Origin of the sequence: Streptomyces diastatochromogenes, from assembly GCF_002242805.1 — a bacterium.
GTDB classification, from domain to species: Bacteria; Actinomycetota; Actinomycetes; order Streptomycetales; family Streptomycetaceae; genus Streptomyces; species Streptomyces diastatochromogenes.
Window position 1 is genome coordinate 82,794 of the sequence record NZ_MCGQ01000029.1, and the last position, 22,740, is coordinate 105,533.

At 70.0% G+C, this 22,740-nt stretch carries 21 protein-coding genes; 17 read left to right on the forward strand and 4 right to left on the reverse strand.

Annotated elements, in window-relative coordinates:
- Positions 1–77: 77 nt before the first annotated feature.
- From BEK98_RS30415 to BEK98_RS30460, 10 genes are all read left to right on the forward strand, one after another.
- Positions 78–1,334, forward strand: a complete 1,257-nt coding sequence (locus BEK98_RS30415) for an FAD-binding protein (protein ID WP_094219917.1) — start codon at positions 78–80, stop codon at positions 1,332–1,334.
- Between the two features lie 138 nt (positions 1,335–1,472).
- Positions 1,473–2,723, forward strand: a complete 1,251-nt coding sequence (locus tag BEK98_RS30420) for an ROK family transcriptional regulator (RefSeq protein ID WP_094219918.1) — start codon at positions 1,473–1,475, stop codon at positions 2,721–2,723.
- Between the two features lie 11 nt (positions 2,724–2,734).
- A complete protein-coding gene (locus BEK98_RS30425; protein WP_094219919.1) occupies positions 2,735–4,591 on the forward strand; it encodes a glycoside hydrolase in 1,857 nt (618 codons plus the stop codon).
- A 240-nt stretch (positions 4,592–4,831) separates the two neighbouring features.
- Positions 4,832–6,094, forward strand: coding sequence for an ABC transporter substrate-binding protein (locus BEK98_RS30430; protein WP_094219920.1), 1,263 nt, complete (start codon positions 4,832–4,834; stop codon positions 6,092–6,094).
- A gap of 20 nt (positions 6,095–6,114) precedes the next feature.
- On the forward strand, positions 6,115–7,080 hold the full coding sequence (locus tag BEK98_RS30435) for a carbohydrate ABC transporter permease (protein WP_094219921.1): 966 nt from the start codon (positions 6,115–6,117) through the stop codon (positions 7,078–7,080).
- Positions 7,077–7,943: a carbohydrate ABC transporter permease gene (locus BEK98_RS30440; protein ID WP_094219922.1), complete on the forward strand. Its 867-nt coding sequence runs from the start codon at positions 7,077–7,079 to the stop codon at positions 7,941–7,943. The genes BEK98_RS30435 and BEK98_RS30440 overlap by 4 nt, the downstream gene beginning before the upstream one ends.
- Positions 7,944–7,955: 12 nt before the next feature.
- Positions 7,956–10,823 (forward strand): glycoside hydrolase family 2 TIM barrel-domain containing protein, encoded by a 2,868-nt coding sequence (locus BEK98_RS30445; protein WP_094219923.1) that lies wholly within the window; start codon positions 7,956–7,958, stop codon positions 10,821–10,823.
- A gap of 106 nt (positions 10,824–10,929) precedes the next feature.
- Positions 10,930–11,925, forward strand: a complete 996-nt coding sequence (locus BEK98_RS30450) for an ABC transporter ATP-binding protein (protein WP_094219924.1) — start codon at positions 10,930–10,932, stop codon at positions 11,923–11,925.
- A gap of 1 nt (position 11,926) precedes the next feature.
- Positions 11,927–12,730, forward strand: coding sequence for an ABC transporter permease (locus tag BEK98_RS30455; protein WP_094219925.1), 804 nt, complete (start codon positions 11,927–11,929; stop codon positions 12,728–12,730).
- The gene (locus BEK98_RS30460) at positions 12,730–13,536 is read left to right on the forward strand and encodes an ABC transporter permease (RefSeq protein ID WP_208643274.1); all 807 of its coding nucleotides are present in this window, start codon (positions 12,730–12,732) and stop codon (positions 13,534–13,536) included. Before BEK98_RS30455 ends, BEK98_RS30460 begins: the two co-directional genes overlap by 1 nt.
- 49 nt (positions 13,537–13,585) lie before the next feature.
- Here the strand turns inward: BEK98_RS30460 and BEK98_RS30465 are convergent, their stop codons facing one another.
- Both BEK98_RS30465 and BEK98_RS30470 read right to left on the reverse strand, forming a co-directional pair.
- Positions 13,586–14,038, reverse strand: a complete 453-nt coding sequence (locus BEK98_RS30465; protein WP_167444295.1) for a nuclear transport factor 2 family protein — start codon at positions 14,036–14,038, stop codon at positions 13,586–13,588.
- Between the two features lie 2 nt (positions 14,039–14,040).
- Positions 14,041–14,895, reverse strand: coding sequence for an NmrA family NAD(P)-binding protein (locus tag BEK98_RS30470; RefSeq protein WP_094219927.1), 855 nt, complete (start codon positions 14,893–14,895; stop codon positions 14,041–14,043).
- Between the two features lie 112 nt (positions 14,896–15,007).
- Here BEK98_RS30470 and BEK98_RS30475 point away from each other — a divergent pair, with 112 nt between their 5' ends.
- Both BEK98_RS30475 and BEK98_RS30480 read left to right on the forward strand, forming a co-directional pair.
- On the forward strand, positions 15,008–15,952 hold the full coding sequence (locus BEK98_RS30475; RefSeq protein WP_094219928.1) for an AraC family transcriptional regulator: 945 nt from the start codon (positions 15,008–15,010) through the stop codon (positions 15,950–15,952).
- Between the two features lie 170 nt (positions 15,953–16,122).
- Positions 16,123–17,439, forward strand: coding sequence for a jacalin-like lectin (locus tag BEK98_RS30480; RefSeq protein ID WP_094219929.1), 1,317 nt, complete (start codon positions 16,123–16,125; stop codon positions 17,437–17,439).
- Here the strand turns inward: BEK98_RS30480 and BEK98_RS30485 are convergent.
- The gene (locus BEK98_RS30485; RefSeq protein WP_094219930.1) at positions 17,432–17,830 is read right to left on the reverse strand and encodes an ATP-binding protein; all 399 of its coding nucleotides are present in this window, start codon (positions 17,828–17,830) and stop codon (positions 17,432–17,434) included. The genes BEK98_RS30480 and BEK98_RS30485 overlap by 8 nt on opposite strands.
- Positions 17,831–17,945: 115 nt before the next feature.
- Between BEK98_RS30485 and BEK98_RS30490 the strand changes: the two genes are divergently transcribed.
- The 5 genes from BEK98_RS30490 (at position 17,946) to BEK98_RS30510 (ending at position 21,890) form a co-directional block, all read left to right on the forward strand.
- The gene (locus tag BEK98_RS30490) at positions 17,946–18,791 is read left to right on the forward strand and encodes a helix-turn-helix domain-containing protein (RefSeq protein ID WP_094219931.1); all 846 of its coding nucleotides are present in this window, start codon (positions 17,946–17,948) and stop codon (positions 18,789–18,791) included.
- On the forward strand, positions 18,788–18,979 hold the full coding sequence (locus BEK98_RS30495) for a DUF397 domain-containing protein (protein ID WP_094219932.1): 192 nt from the start codon (positions 18,788–18,790) through the stop codon (positions 18,977–18,979). Before BEK98_RS30490 ends, BEK98_RS30495 begins: the two co-directional genes overlap by 4 nt.
- On the forward strand, positions 18,976–20,517 hold the full coding sequence (locus BEK98_RS30500) for a hypothetical protein (protein WP_094219933.1): 1,542 nt from the start codon (positions 18,976–18,978) through the stop codon (positions 20,515–20,517). The genes BEK98_RS30495 and BEK98_RS30500 overlap by 4 nt, the downstream gene beginning before the upstream one ends.
- Before the next feature lie 61 nt (positions 20,518–20,578).
- Positions 20,579–21,163 (forward strand): TetR/AcrR family transcriptional regulator, encoded by a 585-nt coding sequence (locus tag BEK98_RS30505; RefSeq protein WP_094219934.1) that lies wholly within the window; start codon positions 20,579–20,581, stop codon positions 21,161–21,163.
- Entirely contained in the window at positions 21,156–21,890 is a 735-nt protein-coding gene (locus BEK98_RS30510) for an alpha/beta fold hydrolase (protein WP_094219935.1), read from the forward strand. The genes BEK98_RS30505 and BEK98_RS30510 overlap by 8 nt, the downstream gene beginning before the upstream one ends.
- Here BEK98_RS30510 and BEK98_RS30515 read toward each other — a convergent pair.
- Positions 21,824–22,633, reverse strand: coding sequence for an isocitrate lyase/PEP mutase family protein (locus BEK98_RS30515; protein ID WP_094219936.1), 810 nt, complete (start codon positions 22,631–22,633; stop codon positions 21,824–21,826). The genes BEK98_RS30510 and BEK98_RS30515 overlap by 67 nt on opposite strands.
- Positions 22,634–22,740: the final 107 nt, after the last annotated feature.

Sequence of the window (22,740 nt, forward strand, 5' to 3'; positions counted from 1 at the left end):
TAGCAACCGGTCTCTACGGTAGGTCGCGGCGAATGAGAGGGTCAATGGACACGCACTCACCCGGAGGGACGACAGGGATGACGGGAACGGCCGGCACGGCTACCACCAACTGGGCGCGCAACATCACCTATGCGGCCGAGGAGTTCCACCGCCCGCGTTCGCTCGACGCGCTCAGGACCCTGGTGGCCCGGGGCACGCGGGTGCGGGTGCTGGGCAGCGGCCACTCCTTCAACGAGATCGCCGACCCGGGCGCCGACGGCGTCCTGCTGTCGATCGCCGACCTGCCGCCGGTGATCGACGTGGACACCACGGACCGTACGGTGCGGGTCTCGGGCGGCGTCCGGTACGCCGAGCTGGCCCGCGCGGTCCACGCGCACGGCCTCGCGCTGCCCAACATGGCCTCCCTGCCGCACATCTCGGTGGCCGGCTCGGTGGCGACCGGCACCCATGGCTCGGGGGTGGGCAACGGACCGCTCGCGGCGGCGGTGCGGGAGGTGGAGCTGGTGACCGCGGACGGCTCGACGGTGTCGATCGCCCGCGGGGACGCCCGTTTCGACGGTGCCGTGACCTCCCTCGGCGCGCTCGGCGTGGTCACCGCGCTCACCCTCGACCTGGAGCCGTCGTACGAGGTGGAGCAGTACGTGTTCACCGAACTGCCGCTGGACGGACTGGACTTCGAGGCAGTCGCGGGGGCGGCGTACAGCGTGAGCCTGTTCACCGACTGGCGCGAGCCGCGCTTCGGGCAGGTGTGGGTCAAGCGCCGTACCGATCAGGCGCCGGTGGACTTCCCGTGGGCCGCGCCCGCGACCGAGGCGATGCATCCGGTGCCGGGGATGCCCGCGGGCAACTGCACCGAGCAGTTCGGGGTGCCGGGGCCGTGGCACGAACGGCTGCCGCACTTCCGGGCGGAGTTCACGCCGAGCAGCGGTGACGAACTGCAGTCGGAGTATCTGCTGCCGCGGTCGGCCGCCGTCGAGGCGTTGTATGCGATCGACGGGATCCGGTCGACGGTCGCCGGTGTACTGCAGACCTGCGAGGTGCGGACGATCGCCGCCGACCCGCAGTGGCTCAGCCCGGCCCACGGCCGCGACTCGGTGGCCCTGCACTTCACCTGGGTCGAGGACACGGCGGCCGTGCTGCCGGTGGTCCGCCGGGTGGAGGAGGCGCTGGACGCCTTCGATGCACGCCCGCACTGGGGGAAGGTCTTCACCGTGCCGTCGGCGGTACTCCGTGGACGGTATGCACGCCTGGCCGACTTCCGCGCCCTGGCCCAAACCCTCGACCCCACCGGCAAGTTCACCAACGCCTTCGTCCGGGGTGTCCTGGGAGACTGACGGGCGTCAACGGGCGGCAGACTTTCTCCACCCCCTTTCCTAACCCCTTGTCGATACTCCCTCCCAGCCCATAGCCTGACGCCGCGCCGGTGCCCACCTCGCCCCGGCCTGGCCTGACGGGATGGGAGGGGCAGCTCCGTGAAGCGCACTTCACGTGACATCCGCACCGCGAACCGCTACGAGGTGCTGCGCCAGATCATCGCCGAGTCTCCCACCTCCCGGCAGGAACTCGCGGCCGCCACCGGGCTGAGCCTGGCCACGGTCGCCACGCTCGTCGGCGAGCTGCTGGACCTGCGCATGATCACCGAGGTCGGTTTCGAGGACTCGGCAGGGGGCCGCCCCCGGGGTCTGGTCGCCGTCAACGCGGCGGGGGGCGCGCTGATCGGGGTCGACATCGCGGAGACGTACGTCCATGTCGAGCTGTTCGACCTGGCGCTGAACGTGCTGGCCCGCGCCGACGAGGACATGCGGCCCGGCGAGAGCCGTCCCGAGCAGGTGGTCGGCCATGTCGCCACCGCCGTCGGCTCGGTGGTCGCCCAGGCCGGGGTCGAGGCCGCCCGGGTGCTCGGCGTCGGGGTGAGCGTGCCGGGCCAGGTGGACCGGGACACCGGGATCGCCGAGTACGCGCCCAACTGGAACTGGCACGACGTCCCGCTGCTCGACCTGCTCGCGGAACACATCGCGTACCCCCTGTACCTGGACAACCCGCTGCGCGCCTGCGCGGTCGCCGAGCTGTGGTTCGGAGCAGCGCGGGGCCGCGGGGACGCCGTGGTGGTCAACCTCGGCACGGGCGTCGGCGCCGGTCTGGCGCTCGGCGGCGGGCTGCACCGGGGCGTGAGCAACAGCGCCGGCGAGTGGGGGCACACCACGCTCGTGCTGGACGGGCGGCTGTGCCACTGCGGCAACCACGGCTGCGTGGAGACGTACGTCGGCGCGCCCGGCATCATGCAGAACCTGCGCGAACTCAGCCCGCAGTCCACGCTGTTGCACCCCGAGGACCAGACGGCCACCATCGACGCGCTGGCCCGGGCGGTCGCCACGGACGACCCGGTGGCGCTCAAGGTGGTCCGGGACACCGCCCGTTACCTGGGCGCCGGGATCTCCGACCTGATCAACCTCCTCAACCCCGAAGTGGTCGTGCTCAGCAGCTGGGTGGCGTCCCGGCTGGGCGAGCCGCTGCTCGGCGAGGTACGCGCGGCCGTCGCCCGGCACGCGCTGAGGCGGCCGCTGGCCGCCACCGAGATCGTCCTCTCCCCGATCCCCACCGACCCGGTGTCCCTGGGCGCGGCCACGTTCGCGCTGGAGGGGGCCCTGCAGTCCGTCGGACAGAGGACTGGCACCAAGCGCACCACCCCACCCGCAAGGAGCCGTACCGCACCGCCTTCATGACGACGGAAGGGATGCACGTGTCTCACCCCCGCACCGGTCACCTCCGCACCAGGAGATCCGTCCTGCTGACAACCGCGGCCGCACTGGTTGTCTCCGGAGCGCTCCTCACCTCCCCGGCCGCGAGCGCCGCCGAACCCGCGACGGCCGAGGTCTCCCCCCACGCCGCCCAGACCATCGACGACATCGGCGCCTCGGGCGCCTGGTGGGTCAACGACCTGAAGAACTTCGACCCCAAGGTCCAGGCCCGGGTCGCCGAGCTGCTCTTCTCGCACCAGGGCCTGGACCTGAGCGCGTACCGCTACAACATCGGCGGCGGCGGTACCGGCGTGACGTACGCGCCGCGCGCCCCCGAGGACTTCCTGAACTCCGACGGCAGCTACGACTGGAGCAAGGACAAGGCCGGCCGGTACTTCCTCTACGCCGCCGCCAAGTACGGCGTGAAGGACCTGATCGGGTTCGTCAACAGCGCGCCCGCCGCGTGGAAGACGAACGGCAAGAGCTGCGGCGGCTATCTGAAGGCGGAGAACGAGCAGGACTTCGCCAAGTACGTCGCCGACGTCACCGACCACTTCGCGCGGCAGGGCGTGAAGCTCGACTACATCAGCCCCTTCAACGAGCCGACGAACAGCTTCGACTCGTGCGGCCAGGAGGGCATGCTCGTCGACCCCTCCCAGCGGGACGACATCGTCCGCGCGCTCGGCGCCGAGCAGCGCGCCCGGCACCAGAAGACGAGCATCATCGCCGACGAGTCGACCAGCACGGTCAAGTTCAACGAAGAGATACCCCAGTGGATCTCGCAGCCGGGCACGGCCCAGTACGTCTCCAAGCTGGCTCACCACACCTACGACAACCCCGGCGACGCCAACCGGGCCAAGGTCTACGAGACCTCCAAGGCCGCCGGAAAGCAGTCCTGGTCGACGGAGATCTGCTGCTTCGGCAAGGGCGGCACGGGCTGGGCGCAGGAGTACGACCCGACGATCGACGGCGGGCTGAACCTCTCGCGGATCATCTACAAGGACTTCGCGACCGCCCATGACTCGGCGTTCCAGTGGTGGGTGGCGCTGTCGGAGATGATCGGCAGCGACCCGCTGGCGAAGAACAACGACGGCTGGAACGACGGCCTGCTCTACTACGACCCGAACTACGCCACGAACGGCAACCAGACCCTGTACTTCACCAAGCGCTACTACGCGCTGGGCCAGTACAGCAAGTTCGTGAAGCCGGGCTCGGTCGCCCACAACGTGACCGGGACGCCGGACGGCGTGGAGGTGTCGGCCTATGACCGCGGCGGAAAGTGGGTCGTCGTGGTGAACAACCACAACACCACGGACACCGCGCTGAACCTGCACTTCAACGGCGCGACCCCGGTGCGGGCCACGCAGGCCGTGCGCACCTCGGCCGACGAGAACTGGGCGAAGGCCGCGAAGCCGGCCGTCAAGGGCGGTACGGCGACGGCGACGCTCGCGGCCCGCTCGATCACGACGTACGTCTTCGACCAGCGGGGTCACGGCAGTTCGGCGCTGACCGGGGCGCTGGTGGGCAAGCAGTCGGGCAAGTGCCTGACCGCCGACGCCTCGGGTGCGGTGCTCGCCACCTGCACGGGCGCAGCCGGGCAGTCGTGGTCGTACGACGCGAAGGGCACCCTGAAGAGCGCCAACGGCTATCTGACGGACGGCAGTTCGGGGCTGACGGCGGCCGCGGCGACCGGTGACGGTACGCAGCAGTGGCTGCTGAACTCCAACGGGCAGATCGTCAACGAGGCCTCTGGCAAGTGCCTGGACGTCAGCGGGCAGGCGACCGCCGACGGCAGCAAGGTGATCGCCTACAGCTGCAACGGCGGCACGAACGAGGCGTGGACCAGGCAGTAGCCCCCGTATCCCCCTGACCGAGGGCCGCCGGCCGTCTCCCTGACCCGGCGGCCCTCATCTCCCTTTGCCCACAGCCCTGTTCGGGATTCCGAACCGGACGCAACGCTTCGAACAGCCTTCGTCCAACCCCTTGCCGAAGCCTTAGCCGAAGGTTAACGTCCGGCTCCGCAACGCAATTTGAGCCACTGGGCTCTCAGGCGTAGAGCCGCCGAGCCGCACTCGACAGACAAGGACGTCAGCATGTCGGCACAGAGCAGCAACTGGGACCGCCGATCGATATTCCGGGCCGCAGCGGGCCTGGCCGCCGCCGGCACGCTGGCCGCGTGCGGCGGCAACAACGGCCGTGGCGGCAGCTCCGGTTCGGGCAAGAACCTGGTCCAGTACTTCCACGCCTACGGCGAGGCGGGCACCGAGCAGGCCATCAAGCGGTACGCGAAGGCGTACTCGAAGGCCGATGTGACCACGCAGTGGATCACCGGCTCGAACTTCGAGAGCAAGCTGTTCGCGTCGCTGCTGACCGACCAGGCGCCCGACCTGTTCGAGTTCCACCCGCAGATCCAGCTCGTCAAGAGCGGGCAGGTGGCGGACCTGACCGACATCATCGAGCCGGTCAAGGACGACTTCAACCAGGCCGACATCAAGTCGCACACCGTCGACGGCAAGATCTACGGCGTCCGGATGATCGACGACCCGCAGTTCTTCTTCTACCGCAAGTCCCTGCTGGAGAAGGCGGGCATCCAGCCGCCCACCACCCTGGACGAGCTGATCGAGGCGGCCGCCAAGCTCACCACGAGCAAGGTCAAGGGCCTCTTCCTCGGCAACGACCTGCACGCGGTGATCAACCCGATGATCTGGTCGGCCGGCGCGGACACCCTCGACGACAAGAACCAGATCGCCTACCACACGGACGGCGTCGTCGAGGGCCTGAAGAAGATGCGCAAGCTGTTCACCAGCGGCGACCTCCTGCTCGACGCCCCGGCCGACTACTGGGACCCGTCCGCGCTCAACCAGGGCCTGTGCGCGATCCAGTTCTGCGGCATGTGGGCCATGCCGCAGTTCCAGCAGACACTCGGCGACGACCTCGGCATCATGCCGTTCCCGAAGGTCACCGACGCGGGCAAGCCGTCCGTCTACAACGGCGGCTGGTCGATGTTCGTCAACGCCAAGGGCAAGAACGTCGAGGCGGCCAAGGAGTACGTGAAGTGGCTGTGGATCGACCAGAAGAAGTACCAGGAGGACTGGGCGACCTCGTACGGCTTCCACATCCCGCCGCGCACCTCGATCGCCCAGTCGGCGACCAAGCTGAAGTCGGGCCTGCCGGCGGAGGGCGTGAAGCTCTTCACCGAGTACGGGCACTTCGACAACATCGGCTGGACCCAGGCGATGATCACCGCCACGGAGAACGTCTTCGCCGACTGCGTCCGCAAGGGCGGTGACCCGGAGGCCGCGCTCACCAAGTGCGACAAGACGGTCAACGCCGAGCTGAAGAAGCTGTTCGGATAGGCCGCCGGGCGGACCACGACATGTCGACGACCACCACGCGCGGTCTCGCGAGCCCCGCCCCGGCCGAGGTCACCAAGCCCCGGCCGCGGCGGGGGCTGCGCGGCAGCCGCACCTTCAACTTCTGGCTCTTCATCAGCCCGTTCCTGCTCGGGCTGATCGTCTTCGTCTACATCCCCATCATCTGGAGCGCCTACCTCAGCTTCTTCGAGGCCCGCTTCACCGTCACGCCCAGCGACTTCGTCGGCCTGGACAACTACCGGGACATCTTCTCGGACACCCAGTTCACCGGCTCGCTGGTCACCTTCACCGTCTTCGCCGCGTTCATCGTGCCCACCACCTGGGCGGTCTCACTGGGCCTCGCCCTGCTGGTGAACCGCCTGAGGTTCATGCGGGCGTTCTACCGGTCGGTGTTCTTCCTGCCGACCGCGTGCAGCTATGTCGCGGCCTCGCTGATCTGGAAGATGTCCCTCTTCAACGGCGTCCGCTTCGGCCTGGCGAACACCGTCATCGGCTGGTTCGGCGTGGACAACATCGCCTGGCTCGCCAACCCCGACCCGCCGTGGTACTGGCTGGTCATCATCACCGCCCGGCTGTGGCTGCAGTCCGGCTTCTACATGATCCTGTTCCTGGCCGCGCTGCAGAACATCCCGCAGGAGCTGTACGAGGCCGCCGCCATCGACGGCGCCAAGCCCGGCTGGCAGACCTTCCGGTACATCACGCTGCCGCAGCTGCGGGCCACCTCCACGGCCGTGGTCCTGCTGCTGCTCGTCGCCGCCTACCAGGCCTTCGACGAGTTCTTCAACCTGCTCTCCAAGACGACCTGGGGCCGCCCGCCGCTCGTCGACCTGTACTACACCGCACTCGGCCAGGACCAGAACTACGGGAAGGGCAGCGCCGGCGCCATGGTGCTGACCGTGCTGATCTGCGTGGTCACCCTGTTCCAGGGCAAGATCATGGGATTCGGAAGGGGTGACGAGTCCAGGTGACCACCACCGCACCCGAGACCCGCAAGCGCACCCGGCGCGGCGGCGTGATGAGCTCCACCGGCCTGTACATCGCCACCAGCGTCGCCGCGCTGTTCTTCCTCGTCCCGTTCTACCTGCTGGTCCGCAACGCCCTGTCCACGGACCCGGAGATCACCGGCGAGAACTGGAAGTTCTTCCCCACGCACATCCAGTGGGGCAACATCACCGAGCCGTTCGACGACCCCACGGTCGACTTCGGCCAGTCGATGTGGAACTCGCTGGTCGTCGGCATCCTGCATACAGTCGGCACGCTGCTCGTGTGCTCCCTCGCCGGCTACGCCCTGGCCCGCATCCCCTACCGGCACGCCAACAAGATCTTCTACGGCGTCCTGGTGACCCTGATGGTCCCCACGGCCGTCACCTTCGTCCCCAGCTTCGTCCTGGTGTCGTCCCTCGGCTGGGTCGACAGCTACCGGGGTCTGATCATTCCGGGCCTCTTCAGCGGTTTCACCTGCTTCCTGTTCCGGCAGTACTTCCTCGGGTTCCCGAAGGAGCTGGAGGAGGCGGCGCGCGTGGACGGGCTCGGCTACTGGGGCGCGTACTGGCGTGTCGTGGTGCCGAACTCGCTGAACTTCTTCGCGGCGATCGCCACGATCACCTTCATCAACGGCTGGAACGCCTTCCTGTGGCCGCTGGTCATCGGCCAGGACCCGAGCGCCTGGACGGTCCAGGTCGCGCTGTCGTCGTACATGACCAACCAGACCGTGAACTACCACCTGATCTTCATGGCCACCGCCATTTCCATCCTGCCCCTGCTGTTCGTCTTCCTCTTCCTCCAGCGCTGGCTGGTCCAGGGGATCGCGCAGACCGGCATCAAGGGCTGAGCTAGGAGACCGATGACTTTCCGCACGGCCACCGAGTACGTCGAGAACGTCTCGCCGGGATCCGGAGCGCTGCCGCCCCGGCCCTGGTACGCGTCCTCGGACGCCAAGTCCCTCTCCCTGAACGGCAGCTGGCGCTTCAGACTGTCGGACACGGCCGACGCCGAGGACGACTCCTTCGCGGAGGAGGGGTACGACGCCGGTGGCTGGGCGGAGGTGTCGGTCCCCGGCCACTGGGTCCTGCAGGGGCACGGCTCCCCCATCTACACCAACCACCTCTACCCGTTCCCGGTCGACCCGCCCCGCGTCCCGACCGAGAACCCGACCGGCGACCATCTGCGCGTCTTCGACCTGCCCGAGGACTGGCCGGCCGACGGCGGGGCGGTGCTGCGCTTCGACGGTGTGGAGTCCTGCGCCCGGGTCTGGCTCAACGGCACGGACATCGGCGAGTTCAAGGGCTCCCGGCTGCCGCACGAGTTCGCGGTCGGCCATCTGCTGAAGACTGTAGACAATGTACTGGCGGTCCGCGTCCACCAGTGGTCGGCCGGCTCCTACCTGGAGGACCAGGACCAGTGGTGGCTGCCCGGCATCTTCCGTGACGTCACCCTGCTGCACCGCCCGGCCGGCAGCACCCTCGACTTCTTCGTGCACGCCTCCTACGACCACGTGACCGGCACCGGCACCCTGCGCGTCGACTCCGACGTGGACGGCCGGGTGACCGTCCCCGGCCTCGGCGTCGACATCGCGACCGGCGAGCCGGTGACGGTGCCGGTCGAGCCGTGGACGGCGGAGCGGCCGACGCTGTACGACGGTGTGCTGGCCACCGAGGGCGAGCGGGTGCCGCTGCACATCGGCTTCCGCACGGTGGAGCTGTCGGACGGCCTGATCAAGGTCAACGGCAGGGCGGTGCTCTTCAAGGGCGTCAACCGGCACGAGTGGCACCCGGAGCGGGGCCGCGCGCTCGACCTGGAGACCATGCGCGAGGACGTGCTGCTGATGAAGCGGCACAACATCAACGCCGTCCGCACCTCCCACTACCCGCCGCACCCCGCCTTCCTCGACCTGTGCGACGAGCTGGGCCTGTGGGTGATCGACGAGTGCGACCTGGAGACCCACGGCTTCACCGAGCAGGCCTGGCGGGACAACCCCGTCGACGACGACCGCTGGACCCCGGCGCTGCTCGACCGCGCCGCCCGGATGGTCGAGCGGGACAAGAACCATCCCTCGGTGATCATCTGGTCCCTCGGCAACGAGGCCGGCACCGGCCGTGGCCTGACCGCGATGGCCGAGTGGATCCGCGGCCGGGACTCCTCACGGCTCCTGCACTACGAGGGCGACCTGGGCTGCCGTGACACGGACATGTACTCCCGGATGTACGCCGACCACGCCGAGGTCGAGCGGATCGGCCGCGGCCTGGACGGCGGCACCCACAAACGCCGCGAACTCCCCTTCATCCTCTGCGAGTACGGGCACGCCATGGGCAACGGCCCCGGCGGACTCGTCGACTACCAGCGGATCTTCGAGTCGTACGACCGGCTCCAGGGCGGCTTCATCTGGGAGTGGATCGACCACGGCATCCAGGACGAGCGGTACGGCTACGCGTACGGCGGCGACTTCGGCGAGGAGCTGCACGACGGCAACTTCGTCTGCGACGGCCTGCTCTTCCCGGACCGGCAGCCCTCCCCCGGCCTGGTCGAGTACAAGAAGGTGATCGAACCGGTCGCGATCGAGGGCGACGGCGACGGCACCCTGCGCATCACCAACAAGTACGACTTCGCCGACCTGTCGGCGCTCGCGTTCACGTGGTCGTACCAGGTGGACGGCGAGACGGTCGGCTCCGGCGACCTGACGGTGCCCGCGCTGGCGCCCGGCGAGTCGGCCGAGGTGAAGCTGCCCGAGCCGCCGGCCACAGCCCCGGCCGGCGAGGCCCACTGGACGGTACGGGCGCTGCTCGCGGCCGACACCCCCTGGGCGCCGCGGGACCATGTCGTCGCCTGGGGCCAGGTCGCCGTGTCCGCGCGCCAGGCGCCGTCGGTCGCGGCGACCGACGGTCCGGTGCTCGGCGACGCGCTGATCACGCTCGGCCCGGCCTCCTTCGACGCCCGTACCGGCGCGCTCAGGACGGTCGGCGGGGTGGATGTCACCGGGCTGCGCCTGGACGTGTGGCGGGCGACGACGGACAACGACGACGGCGCCGCCTGGCAGACGGACGTCCGCTACGGCCTGCTGTGGCGCAAGCTCGGCCTGCACCGGATGCGGCACCGCCTCGACGCCGTGGAGCTGGGCGACGACGCGCTGACGGTCCGCACCCGGGTGGCGCCGGCGGCCTGGGAGATCGGGCTGTCGACCGTGTACCGCTGGACGTCGGACGGAAACCGTCTCCAGCTGACCGTGTCCGTGACACCGGACGGCGACTGGACCGTACCGCTGCCCCGGCTCGGCATCCGCTTCGGGCTGTCCGCGGCGGACCGTGTGCGGTGGTTCGGCGGCGGCCCGGGTGAGGCGTATCCGGACAGCAGGATGGCGTCGACGGTCGGCCGTTGGCAGTCGACTGTAGACGATCTGCAGACGCCGTACGTCCGTCCGCAGGAGAACGGCGCCCGCGCCGACGTCCGCTGGGCGGAGATCGGCGGCCTGCGCATCGAGGGTGACCCGGAGTTCTTCTTCACCGCCCGCCGCTGGACCACCGAGCAGCTGGACGCGGCGGCCCACCGCACCGACCTCTCCCCCGGCAGCGCTGTGTGGGTCAACCTCGACCACGGCCAGCACGGCCTCGGCTCCCAGTCCTGCGGTCCCGGCCCGCTGCCCCAGTACCACCTGGCGGCCGAGCCGGCGGAGTTCTCGTTCGTCCTCTCCGAGGCCCCCGCCTCGGAGACCAGGTGACCGACACGGTCCTGACACCTTCCGCGGCCGGCCGGCGGCTGTTCCCCCGGCCGGCCGCGGTCGCGTCCCGCGTGCGTCGCATCCGGCAGCCGAGGAGACATATCGAGTGATCGGCAACATCGAGGTCCGTGGCCTGACCCGCACCTTCCACACGACCGTCCGCCGCCCGGGCTTCGCGGGCGCGCTGCGGTCCCTGGTCAACCCGGAGCGCGTCGCCAAGCACGCCGTCTCCGACATCACCTTCGACGTCGCCGCGGGCGAACTGCTCGCCCTGCTCGGCCCGAACGGCGCGGGCAAGTCGACCACCATCAAGATGCTCACCGGCATCCTCACGCCCACGTCCGGCGAGGCGCGGGTCGCGGGTGTGGTGCCGTACCGGGAGCGGGAGCGCAACGCCCGTAACATCGGGGCGGTGTTCGGGCAGCGCACCCAGCTGTGGTGGGACCTGCCGGTGCGGGAGTCGTTCGCCATCCTGCGCGACATCTACGACGTACCGGAGGCCGAACACGCCGCCCGGCTGCGGGAGTTCGACGAACTCCTCGGCCTGTCCTCCTTCTCGGACACCCGGGTGCGCCACCTCTCGCTGGGCCAGCGCGTCCGCTGCGACCTGGCGGCCGCGCTGCTGCACGACCCGCCGGTGGTCTTCCTCGACGAGCCGACGATCGGCATGGACGTGGTGGTCAAGGAGCAGGTCCGCGAGTTCCTGCGGCACCAGGTCGCCGAGCGCGGCCGTACGGTGCTGCTGACCACGCACGACATGACCGAGGTCGAGCGGCTCGCCGAGCGGGTGGTGCTGGTGAACCATGGCCGGCTGGTCCTGGACGGCACCCTCGACGAGATCCGCCGCACGTTCGGCTCGACCTGGCAGGTGCGGGCGACCCTCGCCGACCCGCACACACCGGTGGGCCCGCTGCCGGGCATCGCGCTGATCCGCCGGGACGGCCCGCAGGTGGTCTTCGGCCCGGACGGTCCCGCCGCGCCCACGGTCCACCAGGCGCTGAAGCAGGTCATCGAGCGGTACGAGGTGACGGGCGTCGCCGTCGACGAGGCGGACCTGGAGGACGTGATGCGCACGGCCTACGCCCAGGCCGAGGCGGTGTGACATGGCCGTCCCGCATGCCTGGCGCGCCGCCCGGGTCACCCCGCTCGGCGAGCTGAACTCCCCGCCCCGCATCACGGCGGCCCTGCTCCGGCTGGCCGTGCAGGTCGTCCTGGTGGCGTCCCTGTGGCGGGGGCTGTACGCGCACACCGGTACGACGGCCGGGCTCGGCCGCGACCAGGCGGTGACGTACGCCGTCCTGGCCGTACTCGCCTCCCGGCTGCGGGAGTTGGACCAGCACACGGGCCGGGACACCGTGCAGCAGCACGTGCACTTCGGCACGATCGTCTACTGGTACCTGCGCCCGCTGCCGCCGCACCGCTACTACACGCTGCGCGCCCTGGGCGAGCAGCTGTACGGCCTGACGTGGGCGCTGGCCGGATACGCGGTCTGCCTGGCGGCCGGAGTGGTGGAACCCCCCAAGTCAGCGGCCGTGGCAGGGGTGTTCGCGCTGAGCCTCCTGCTCGGCCAGTGGGTCATGCACTACGTCATGCTGCTCACCGACCAGCTGTGCTTCTGGACGCTGCGCAACGATGTCGCCCTGATGATCCTGGTCTTCGCGCAGAACCTGCTGTCGGGGGTGTACGCCCCGCTGTGGTTCTTCCCGGACTGGTTCGTGACGCTCAGCTCGTTCCTGCCCTTCCAGGCCACGCTCAGCGTGCCGCTGTCCCTGTACGTGGGCCGCATCTCCCTGTCGGACGCGGGCTTCCAACTCGCCGTGCAGGCGGGCTGGGTGGTGGCCCTGTCCCTCCTCACCCGGTACCTGTGGCGGCGCGCGGGTCGCCGTGTCATCTCCCAAGGAGGCTGATGCCGGTGAACGCCGTCCGCACCGCCTGGCGCATCACGTGCCTCAACTTCCGTGCCCAGCTGGAGTACCGCACCGAGTTCCTGATGAACATCGCGATCGGCGCGATCTGGCAGGTGTCGGTGATCGTCTTCGCGACAGTGCTGCTGACCCGGTTCACCGGGATGGGCGGCTGGGACACCTCGGACGTGCTGCTGATCCCCGCGACCCGGATGCTGGCCCACGGCCTGTTCGTGCTGTTCCTCGGACGGGTGCACGGTCTGGGCCGGTCCATCCAGGAGGGCAGGATCGACGCGTATCTCCTGCGCCCCATGCCGGTCTACCGCCAGGTCCAGTTGCAGTACTTCCCCACGAACGCGATCGGCGACCTCACGGTGGCCATGGGCCTGATGGTGGGCGCGCTCGGCCGCAGTCACCTGGACTGGACGGCGGGCCGGATCTCGTACCTGATCGCGGCGATCCTCGGCGGCCTCCTCCTGGAGGCGGCCCTGTTCACGGCGGTGGCCTCCGCCTCCCTGCGCTTCCCGGCCGCCGACTACTGGGGCCGCTGGCTGGAGGAACTCCTCGGCACCTTCGGCAGCTACCCGCTGAACGTGCTCCCGAGGGCGGTGGGCGGCCTCCTGACCTACGGCCTCCCACTCGCCTTCGTCGCCTACTTCCCGGCCGCGGTCCTGACCGGCCACGGCCACACGACCGGTGCGCCGTACTGGCTGGCAGCGGCCTCGCCACTGGTGGGCCTGGTCGCGTATCTGCTCTCCCGGTTCCTGTGGCGGTGGAGTCTCGGGCACTACACGGGGGTGAACGGATGACGGCAAGGCCGCCGACTTCCTCTGCGCGGCCGAGCCGGAGCCCGCCCCGTCAGTGAGGCTCTGCCGGCCAGCCGAGGGCTCGGAAGACGGCGACGGGGTCGAGGTAGTCGCGCCAGTGCGTCACCTGGCGGTCCTTGATGGTGATCACGGAGACGAAGTGGTTGTCGTAGGCGCGTCCGGTGTGGACCGCCCGCCCGTGCACGGCGTACTCCAGGACGACCACGGACTTGTCGGTGTCGTGGTGGACTGCCAGCTCGTCCGCGCCGGCCAGGACCATCGCGTCGCCGTAGTTGCGGTACAGGTCGGCGACCGCGCGCCGTCCCTCGACTCGGCGCGGGTAGCCGGGGACGGAGACCACGTATTCGGTCACGACGTCCTCCGCCAGGAGGTCGAAGAAATGCTCCCCGTCGACCAGGCCCGCGAGGCCCTTCTGGATGATCCGGAAGAACGGGTCCAGGGCTGCGAAATCCGCAAGGTTCTCGATTGCGTTCTCACTGGACATGGTCACACGGCCGCCGTTGCGGTCCAGGCGTGGGCGTTGCGCCGCACGAACTCGCGGAAGGTGGTCGCCTTCTGGCCGGTGACCTTCTCGATGTCGTCGTTGGGCGTGGAGCCGTGACCGGTGATGATGGTGCCGGTCAGCCACCGGAGCATCACCGCGTACTCGGCGGGCACGATTCCGGCGGCGACGGCGCCGCCGATCCAGGCCTCGGGGTCGAGGTCCTGGTGCGTGACGGACCGGCCGGTCACGGCGGTGATGATGTCGGCGACTTCACCGACCGTGAGGGCCTGCGGCCCGGTGGGCGCGTAGGAGGCCCCGGCATGGACCTCGGGGGCGAGCAGCGTCTCGGCCGCGACGGCGGCGATGTCGGCCGCGTCGACGAAGGCTTCCGTGCCGCTGCCGGTGGGGACCGTGATCGCCCCGTTGATGACGGGCAGGTGGGCGTCGGCGAAGTTCTGCATCACCCAGGCCGGGCGCACGACGGAGTGGGTGATGGCCGTTCGGGCGGCCAGGTCGGCCTCGACGGCCTTGATGTCGATCTGCGGCGGGGTGTCGTCGGCGCCGTAGGTGCTCAGGTAGGTGACGTGGCGCACGCCGGCGGCCTCGGCGAGGTCGAGGAAGGCCGCGACCTGGTCGGCGTACGCGACCCGCATGACGGGCGTGACGAGGTAGAGGCTGTCGACGCCGGCCAGGGCGTCGGCGTGGGTGGCCGGGTTGTCCCAGTCGAACAGCACGTCGGCGCCGTGACGGGCCGCGGTACGGGCGCTGTGCCCCCGCTCGACGAGCCTCTTCGCCAGGAGCGAGCCGGTGCGGCCGGTGCCGCCGAGAACGAGCGTGGTCTGCGGTGATTCGGTCATGACTTCATCGTGCGAGAGGCCATGGGAGCGGATCAATGTGTGAATCGCTCGTTCTTTTACGTCAAACGCTCTGATCATTGCCTGCCGCGATCGCCCTGCTGATACTGGTCGTATGGACCTACTGCGTGATCACCTTGCGCGGGCTCGCGCCGGCGGCGCGGTGTTCGCCCGTACGGTCGCCGAGCCCCCGTGGGGGCTGCGGCTGGCCGGCACGATCCAGCTGTCCGTGCACACGGTCGTCCGGGGCCGGGGATGGCTGTGGTTCGACGCCGACGACCCGGGCCGCGCGGTGGAGCTCGTGCCCGGGGAGGTGACCCTCGTACGCGGCGGCACCGACCACTACATCGGCCACGAGCCCGGCACCGATTGCCTCGAACCGGAGGAGTTCCGGACCCGGCACGCCCACGACGGGGAGTCCGACAACCCCGGGGCGACCGTGTTCCTCTGCGGCGCCTACCGGTTCTCCGGCGACATCGGCACCGGGCTGCTCGAAGCCCTGCCGCAGGTCCTGACCCTGCAAGCGGCCGTCGGCGATCCACTGAGGGACGTGATCGCCCTGCTCTCCCACGAGCTGGCCAACCCCGAACCGGGCCAGCCCACCGTGCTCGACCGACTCCTCGACGTCCTCCTGGTACTCGCCATCCGCAGCGACTTCCGCCGCAGCCCGAACGCACCCCGCTGGTACCGCGCCTCCGCCGACCCCCGTCTGAGCCCCGCGCTCCAGGCCATGCACGAGGACGCCGGCCACCCCTGGTCCGTCCCCGAACTCGCAGCGCTCAGCGGCCTGTCCCGGGCCGCCTTCGCACGCACCTTCCACGAGGCACTCGGCCAGACGCCCATGCAGTACCTGACCGACTGGCGCATGGCCCTCGCCCGCGACCACCTGCGCACGGGCGAACTCGGCATGGCGAGCATCGCCAGGAACGTCGGCTACAGCTCGCCCTACGCATTCGCAGCCGCCTTCCGCCGCCACCACGGCGAACCACCCGGTGCCTGGCGACAACGAGAGTCGATGCGCGACAAGGAACGCCGGCCGAGCGGTCCCCACATCCACTGACGGGTAGCGCCCGCCGCATCCGCGGGCGAGATCAGTCGTCGGCGGCTTTTCATCATCGGCTGCCGCCGGATCGAGAGGCAACTCTCACGTCACGCACTGATATTGAACAATTTTCGCAACTATCCTTCAAAATCAAACAGGTTGGCATGAGCATGGTCCCCATGCGACCCATGAGACGACTCCTCACCGCCCTCACGGCGGGCGCCCTGGCCTTCGCCGGGCTCAGCGCCTCCACCGGCACCGCCCAGGCCGCGCCCTCCGGCACGTTCAACGTGCTCACGTACAACGTGGCCGGACTCCCGGAGGGCCTCAGCTCCAGCCATCCGGCCACCAACACCCCGCTGATTTCACCGCGGTTGGCGGGGTACGACATCGTGAACGTGCAGGAGGACTTCAACTACCACGCGGCGCTGTACGCGGGCGACAACCACCCGTACCGCACGGCCACCAGCGGCGGCGCGGGCATCGGCGACGGGCTCAACACCCTCTCGAAGTACCCCTTCGAGGACTTCGAGCGGGTCAAGTGGAACAACTGCACCGGCACCAACTGCCTGACCCCCAAGGGCTTCACCCTCGCCCGGGTGCGCCTGGCCGAGGGTGTCTTCGTCGACCTGTACAACCTGCACCCCAACGCCGACGACACCGACGACGCCCTCGCCGCCCGCCGCGCCAACATCGCCCAGGTGTCGGCCTTCATCAAGGCCAACTCCGCGGGCAACGCGGTGATCGTCATGGGCGACACCAACACCCGCTACACCCGCGCCGGCGACAACATCCGCACGCTCGTCGACGACAACGGGCTGACCGACGCGTGGGTGAAGCTGGTGAAGGGCGGTACGGCTCCCACCCAGGGCGCCGACCCGCTGCTCTGCCCGACATCGGCCCCGACGAACGACTGCGAGGTGGTCGACAAGGTCCTCTACCGCGGCAGCAACCTGGTGAACCTGACGGCCACCCGCTACAACGACGAGTGGGCGAAGTTCCTGGACTCGTCCGGCGGGAACCTCTCCGACCACTTCCCGCACACCGTCGACTTCTCGTACACCCTCAACACGAAGCTCCACGCGAGCGACTTCTTCGGCGGCCCGCACGGCACGGCCTTCAACGACGCCGACGACCTCCCGTCCACCCTCGCCCCCCGCACACTCACCCTGCGCGGCGACGCCCGCCTGGACGCGGTCTCCCTCACCCACGACGGCGGCACGGTCCTCACCCACGGCGGCACGGGCGGTACGGCGACCTCCCTGACCCTGGCCTCCGGTGAGCACCTCACCTCGGCGAAGCTGACGGAGGGCCAGAAGGACGGCCGTACCCGGATCTTCTCGGCCGCCTTCGGCACCGACAAGGGGCGCACCCTGTCCACCGGTACGGCGACCACGGACACCGTCACCTTCACCGCGCCGTCCGGCTGGCAGATCGTCGGCTTCACCGGCCGCTCCGGCGACGAGATCGACAAGCTCGGGGTGCTGTACGCGCCGATCAGCTGAGCGGGACGTCCGCCCAGACCGTCTTGTACACGCCGTCCGGGCGGAGTTCCACGCCCCACTTCTCCGCCAGCACCTCGACCATCAACAGCCCCCGCCCACCCTCGTCCGGCTCCCCCTGCGCCCGCATGGGGAGCCGCTCCACACGCGCGTCCAGCACCTCCACGCGCACGACATCCCCCTTCAGCAGCAACCGCACGCGGAAACCGCGCCCCCGGACCCGTCCGTGTCGTACGGCGTTCGCGGCGAGTTCGGCGGCGACGAGCGTGACGGTGTCGCTCACCTTGCTCCCATGTGCGAACCCCCATACATCCATCCGGTTCGCCACCAGGTGCCGCGCCCGCCGGGCGCCGTGCGGTGTCGCGCTGAAGAGCTGGGTGAACGTACGTTGCATGCCCCAACCGTCCCGCCGGGCACGGGAGTCGACCAGCGACAGAACTCGTACGCTACGCACTGTACGAGTTCACGCTCTGGACAGTCACCGTGACGTTCCGTGACCCTTGGTCGACATGACCGACAGCACCATCAGCATCGAGCAGACCACCAACGAGCCCGAGCCGTCCGACAGCCTGAAGGCGTTCGGCGCGGCACACAAGGCCTTTCGCAGGCGGGCGGGTTACACGCAGGAGCAGTACGCGCCGCTGGTCGGGTACCAGCCGGGGACGATCGCTTCCATCGAGCAGGGGCGGCGGTTTCCGCCCCGGGTGTTCGTGGAGCGGGCGGAGGAAGTCCTGGACGCGTTCGGTGTGTTGAAGGAGGTGTACAAGCACGCGACCAGGGAGAAGGGGCTGGCTTCGTGGTTCCGGCAGTGGGCGGAGCTGGAGGAGCAGGCGATCAGTCTGTACACGTGGGAGAACCGGTTTGTTCCGGGGCTGCTGCAGACGGAGGCGTACGCGCGGACGCTGTTCAGCGAGCGGATCCCGATGTTCAGCGACTCGGAGATCGAGGCCCAGGTGTCGGCCCGACTTGAGCGCCAGACGCTGCTCAAGGACCGACCCAACACGTTGTTCAGCTTCATCGTCGAGGAGCACGTACTCCGGCGGCTCACCGGCGGCGCGGACGTCATGCGTGAGCAGATCGAGCACATCCTGGAGGCAACGGAACCGCGCAACGTAGAGTTCCAGGTGATGCCGATGTCCCGCGGGTTCCACGCCGGCCTGAACGGCCCCGTCCAACTGCTGGAGACCCCCGAGAACGAGTGGTTCGCCTACTCCGAGGGGCAGGAAAACGGCCAGTTCATCGTCAAGCCGAACACGATCAGCGCACTCCACATGCGTTATGCGAAACTTCGCTCACAGGCTCTGACCCCGGAGGACACCCGGAGCCTGCTGGAGCGGATTCGAGGAGCGCTATGAGCACCACCGAACTGGCCTGGTTCAAGAGCAGCTACAGCGGCGACAGCTCCGGCGACTGCATCGAAGTCGCTACCTGCCCCACCACCATCCACGTCCGCGACTCCAAGAACACCACCGGCCCCCAGCTCGCCCTCACCCCGGCCTCCTGGACGGAGTTCCTGGCGTTCGCCGCTCGCGGCCGCGGGTGAGGTCGGAGCCTTTCAACCGCCGGGTGCGGCTGGTCGTCGAAGTACGTGACGACCATGACGAACTGGAGCTGGCGGAGAGTGTGTTCGCCGCTCAGGGATGGCGGGTTCGCCCGGCGCGGGACGGCGACGCGGTCAGCGCGGACGACGGATACTCGGCGCTGATCGTCGAAGTCCCGCTCCGGGGCTCCCGCTTGACCGCCAGGTCGATGGCAAGCGAGCAGGTGACGACACTCGCCGCCCGGCGGAAGCTGGACGTCTGGGTGCGCGAGGCCAAGCTCGTACGGCCCAAGCCCGCCGAGCCGAACACGACGTACCACGTCCATCACAAGGTGCCGGACGGCGCGAGCCCCGCTCTGCGGTGGCTCGCCGAGCACTGGATAGCCGTCGGCGGGTGGGACGTACGCCATACGCTGCATCTGCGCGGCGAGTACACGGAAGAGCAACGCGACCGCGCGCTCGCCGAGTTGAACGGGCGGAACCTCGGCGGGGCGCCGTTCGACCCCGATGCGCACGACGTCCGTAGGGCGATCGGTCCCCGGCCGCGCGACGGATCGATGGATCGACACCGGAAGGCGCTGCAGTTCGCCGTCATCGGTGTGGTCGTACTCGTGAGTCTCGCGTGCGGGATCACCCTTGGGGCGTCGAACACGCCCTGGCGGTTCCTGGCACTGGTCTGGCCGCTCGGTATGTGCTGGCCGGTGGGTACGTGGGTGTCCGCCAACGAGCCCCGGCCGTGGCTCGTCCGGCTCGGGATCGGCGTGGCCCTGGTCTGGGGCCTGACCGCCTTCGGGTTCATCTGGGGGGACTCCCAACCGGGTGGACTGTCCAGACAGTTCGCCGGGATTCTCCTCACCCTGCTCCTCGGCTTCACGGTCTTCGGCCTGTGGTACGCCCTGAGCGAGTCCTGGTTCAGCCGCAACATGCAGTGGTTCCTGCCCGTACTCGCGGCGCCGTTGCCGTTCGTGCTGCCGTGGGCCGGGTCGTATCTGCACTCCATGTACCTGGAGGAGCGCTTCGGGGTCCCGGCCGACTCGGTGCATGTGGCCTTCTACTGGCAGTACGCCGTGGCGCTGCGGCCGCTGGGGCTGGCCGTGGCGTGTTCGCTGGTGCTGGTCGCGCTGGGCGGCTGGGCCCGTCACTTCAACCTCCAGACGGGGGCGAGCGGACTCGTGCGATGGGTCCTGCCGCTGATGGTGCTGGTCGCGGTCCTGTCCGTGGCGATCGAGGCGCTGACCGGCGTGGACCATGCCGCCGACCGAACGATCGCGGACGCCACCGCCGGGAAGCGCTACCCGGCCGCGTACTTCGGCATCCGGGGCGAACTCGTCTGCGTCGCACCGCTCAACCCGAAGATTCCCGTCATCAACGGGCCGGTACCGACGACCCACCCGGTCCTCGTCTTCCAGGCGAGCGGTGACACCGTCTGGCTCTGGGATCCGGACCCGGCCCGGGGCAAGGACACGTCCCGCCATGCCCTGCGTGTGAGGGCGGAGGACGTGCAGTTGGCCGCCGGCGGCGGCAGGCGGTGCCGTGCCTGAGTGACCACCTGAACCTAGATCCCCTAGGATTCCCCCTAGGTGACCAAGGAGGAGGTGTCAGATGGCCCGTGCGGGACTCACCGTCGACCGACTGGTCGCGGCCGCCGCCGACCTCGCCGACGAGGCGGGCTTCGAGAACGTCAGCCTGTCCGCGCTGGCCCGGCACTTCGGGGTGAAGGACGCGAGCCTGTACTCGCACGTCCGCAACCTGAACGACCTGCGCACCCGGCTCGCCCTGCACGCGGGCGGCGAGCTGATCGACCGGATCGCGGCGGCCGTGGCGGGCCGGGCCGGGCCGGACGCGCTGGCCGCGTTCGCGGGCGCGTACCGGGCGTACGCGCTGGACCACCCGGGCCGGTACGCGGCCACCCAGATCCGCATCGACCAGGCCCTGATCGCCGACTCCCCCGCCATGCGCCGCACGGCCGAGATCACCTACGGCATGCTGCGCGCCTACGATCTGGACGAGCCGGATCTGACGGACGCCGTCCGTCTGCTGCGCAGCACCTTCCACGGCTACTGCGCCCTTGAGTCCACGGGCGGCTTCGGCGCGGCCCGCGGCGTGCAGGCCTCCTGGGACAAGGCGGTCGAAGCCCTGCACCTCACCCTCACGCACTGGCCCCGGGAGCGGAAGAACGATGACTGAGTCCCTGTCCTACGACTCCTACGACTCCTACGACGTCACGGGCAGCGGTCCCGTCCTGCTGCTCGTGCCGGGCGGTGCCGGGCACCCCATGGGGCTCGGACCGCTCACCGAGCGGCTGGCGCAGCGCTTCACCGTGGTGACGTACGACCCGCTGGGCCTCGCCCACGGCCGGCTCGGCCTGCCGGTCCCGGACCAGCGGCCGGCGGACTGGAGCGAGGGGGCGCACCGGGCACTGGAGGCGGTGCTGCCCCCGGACGAGCAGGCGTACGTGTTCGGGACCAGCTCCGGCGGCATCGCCGTCCTCGACCTGCTCGCCCGGCACCCGCGGCGGCTGGCGCACGTGGTGGCGCACGAGCCGCCGTGTGTGACAGTGCTGCCGGACGGCCGGGAGCGGCGGGAGGAGCTGATCGGTCAGCTGGACGGCCCCGGACGGCCGCCCGCCGAGGGCGCCGACGCAACCCCGATGGGAGTCTTCCTCGCCCACGTCCTGCGCCCGTTCTCCGCCCACCTTCCCTCCCTCACCGCCCCCGAGCACCGTCTCACCCTCGCGGTCGGCGCCGACTCACGCGGACAACTCCTCTACAACACGGGCGAGTTGCTCGCCGACCGCTTCGGCAGTCGGTTGATGGAGTTCCCGGGCGGGCATATCGGCACCCTGGATCACCCCGTGGAGTTCGCCGACGTCCTCGCCGAAACACTCCTCTCCAGCGCACGCACCTCGTCGTAGGAGGGTGTCGTACCGCCCGGCACCCGCCCGGCGGCGATGTCCGACACCGCGTCCAGGGCCGCGCCCAGCGCCCGCCGGTAGAGCAGCGAGCCGAGGCTGACCCGGCGGACGCCGAGGTCGGCGAGCCGGGGCACGGTGGGTCCGGCGGGCGAGTACAGGATGTTGAGCGGGGCGTCGACGCGCCGGACGAGGGCGTCGATCCGGGCGGGGTCGGTCAGCCCCGGCACGAACACCCCGTCGGCGCCCGCCTGTTGGTAGGCGTCGAGGCGGCGCAGGGTGTCCGTCTCGTCGCCGTCGCCCAGCCAGTACGTGTCCGTACGGGCGTTGACGAACAGACCGGGCACGGCCGCCTTCACCGCGGCAATCTTCGCGGCCTGGCGGGCGGCCGGCCCGAGCCCGTCCTCCAAGTTGATGCCGACGACGCCGACGGCCCACAACTGCCGGGCCAGGTCAGCGACTTCATCCGGGTCGTCGGAGAAGCCGTCCTCGGCGTCGGCGGAGAGCAGGTACGGCTCCGAGCCGAGGGTGAGGGCGAGGCGCAGGGTGTGGTCGCGGGTCGCGGCCTCGCCGTCGGGCAGTCCGACGGCCGCCGCCACGGCGAGACTGGTCGTGCCGATCGCGGGATAGCCGTGGGCCGCGAGGGCGGCGGCCGAGGCGTGGTCCCAGGCGTTGGGCAGGAGCAGCGGCTCGCCGGGGCGGTGGTGGAGTGCGGCGAAGGGTGTCACGGCAGGCTCTGCGGTCATACGCCCACGGTAGGCGCGGGTCGTTTCGGCGCCGGCCGAACTGTGCGGACCAGCTGTCCCGGATCCTCCTCCCCGCGCTCCGCCGCACTGCGCTCCGCACAGAACAG

What these genes read in the sequence shown, in the direction of transcription:
- BEK98_RS30415 (WP_094219917.1), top strand. Translation starts at nt 78, where the DNA reads ATGACGGGAACGGCCGGCACGGCTACCACCAACTGGGCGCGCAACATC.
- BEK98_RS30425 (WP_094219919.1), top strand. Translation starts at nt 2,735, where the DNA reads ATGCACGTGTCTCACCCCCGCACCGGTCACCTCCGCACCAGGAGATCC.
- BEK98_RS30430 (WP_094219920.1), top strand. Translation starts at nt 4,832, where the DNA reads ATGTCGGCACAGAGCAGCAACTGGGACCGCCGATCGATATTCCGGGCC.
- BEK98_RS30435 (WP_094219921.1), top strand. Translation starts at nt 6,115, where the DNA reads ATGTCGACGACCACCACGCGCGGTCTCGCGAGCCCCGCCCCGGCCGAG.
- BEK98_RS30445 (WP_094219923.1), top strand. Translation starts at nt 7,956, where the DNA reads ATGACTTTCCGCACGGCCACCGAGTACGTCGAGAACGTCTCGCCGGGA.
- BEK98_RS30455 (WP_094219925.1), top strand. Translation starts at nt 11,927, where the DNA reads ATGGCCGTCCCGCATGCCTGGCGCGCCGCCCGGGTCACCCCGCTCGGC.
- BEK98_RS30460 (WP_208643274.1), top strand. Translation starts at nt 12,730, where the DNA reads ATGCCGGTGAACGCCGTCCGCACCGCCTGGCGCATCACGTGCCTCAAC.
- BEK98_RS30465 (WP_167444295.1), bottom strand. Translation starts at nt 14,038, where the DNA reads ATGTCCAGTGAGAACGCAATCGAGAACCTTGCGGATTTCGCAGCCCTG.
- BEK98_RS30470 (WP_094219927.1), bottom strand. Translation starts at nt 14,895, where the DNA reads ATGACCGAATCACCGCAGACCACGCTCGTTCTCGGCGGCACCGGCCGC.
- BEK98_RS30475 (WP_094219928.1), top strand. Translation starts at nt 15,008, where the DNA reads ATGGACCTACTGCGTGATCACCTTGCGCGGGCTCGCGCCGGCGGCGCG.
- BEK98_RS30480 (WP_094219929.1), top strand. Translation starts at nt 16,123, where the DNA reads ATGAGACGACTCCTCACCGCCCTCACGGCGGGCGCCCTGGCCTTCGCC.
- BEK98_RS30485 (WP_094219930.1), bottom strand. Translation starts at nt 17,830, where the DNA reads ATGCAACGTACGTTCACCCAGCTCTTCAGCGCGACACCGCACGGCGCC.
- BEK98_RS30490 (WP_094219931.1), top strand. Translation starts at nt 17,946, where the DNA reads ATGACCGACAGCACCATCAGCATCGAGCAGACCACCAACGAGCCCGAG.
- BEK98_RS30495 (WP_094219932.1), top strand. Translation starts at nt 18,788, where the DNA reads ATGAGCACCACCGAACTGGCCTGGTTCAAGAGCAGCTACAGCGGCGAC.
- BEK98_RS30505 (WP_094219934.1), top strand. Translation starts at nt 20,579, where the DNA reads ATGGCCCGTGCGGGACTCACCGTCGACCGACTGGTCGCGGCCGCCGCC.
- BEK98_RS30510 (WP_094219935.1), top strand. Translation starts at nt 21,156, where the DNA reads ATGACTGAGTCCCTGTCCTACGACTCCTACGACTCCTACGACGTCACG.
- BEK98_RS30515 (WP_094219936.1), bottom strand. Translation starts at nt 22,633, where the DNA reads ATGACCGCAGAGCCTGCCGTGACACCCTTCGCCGCACTCCACCACCGC.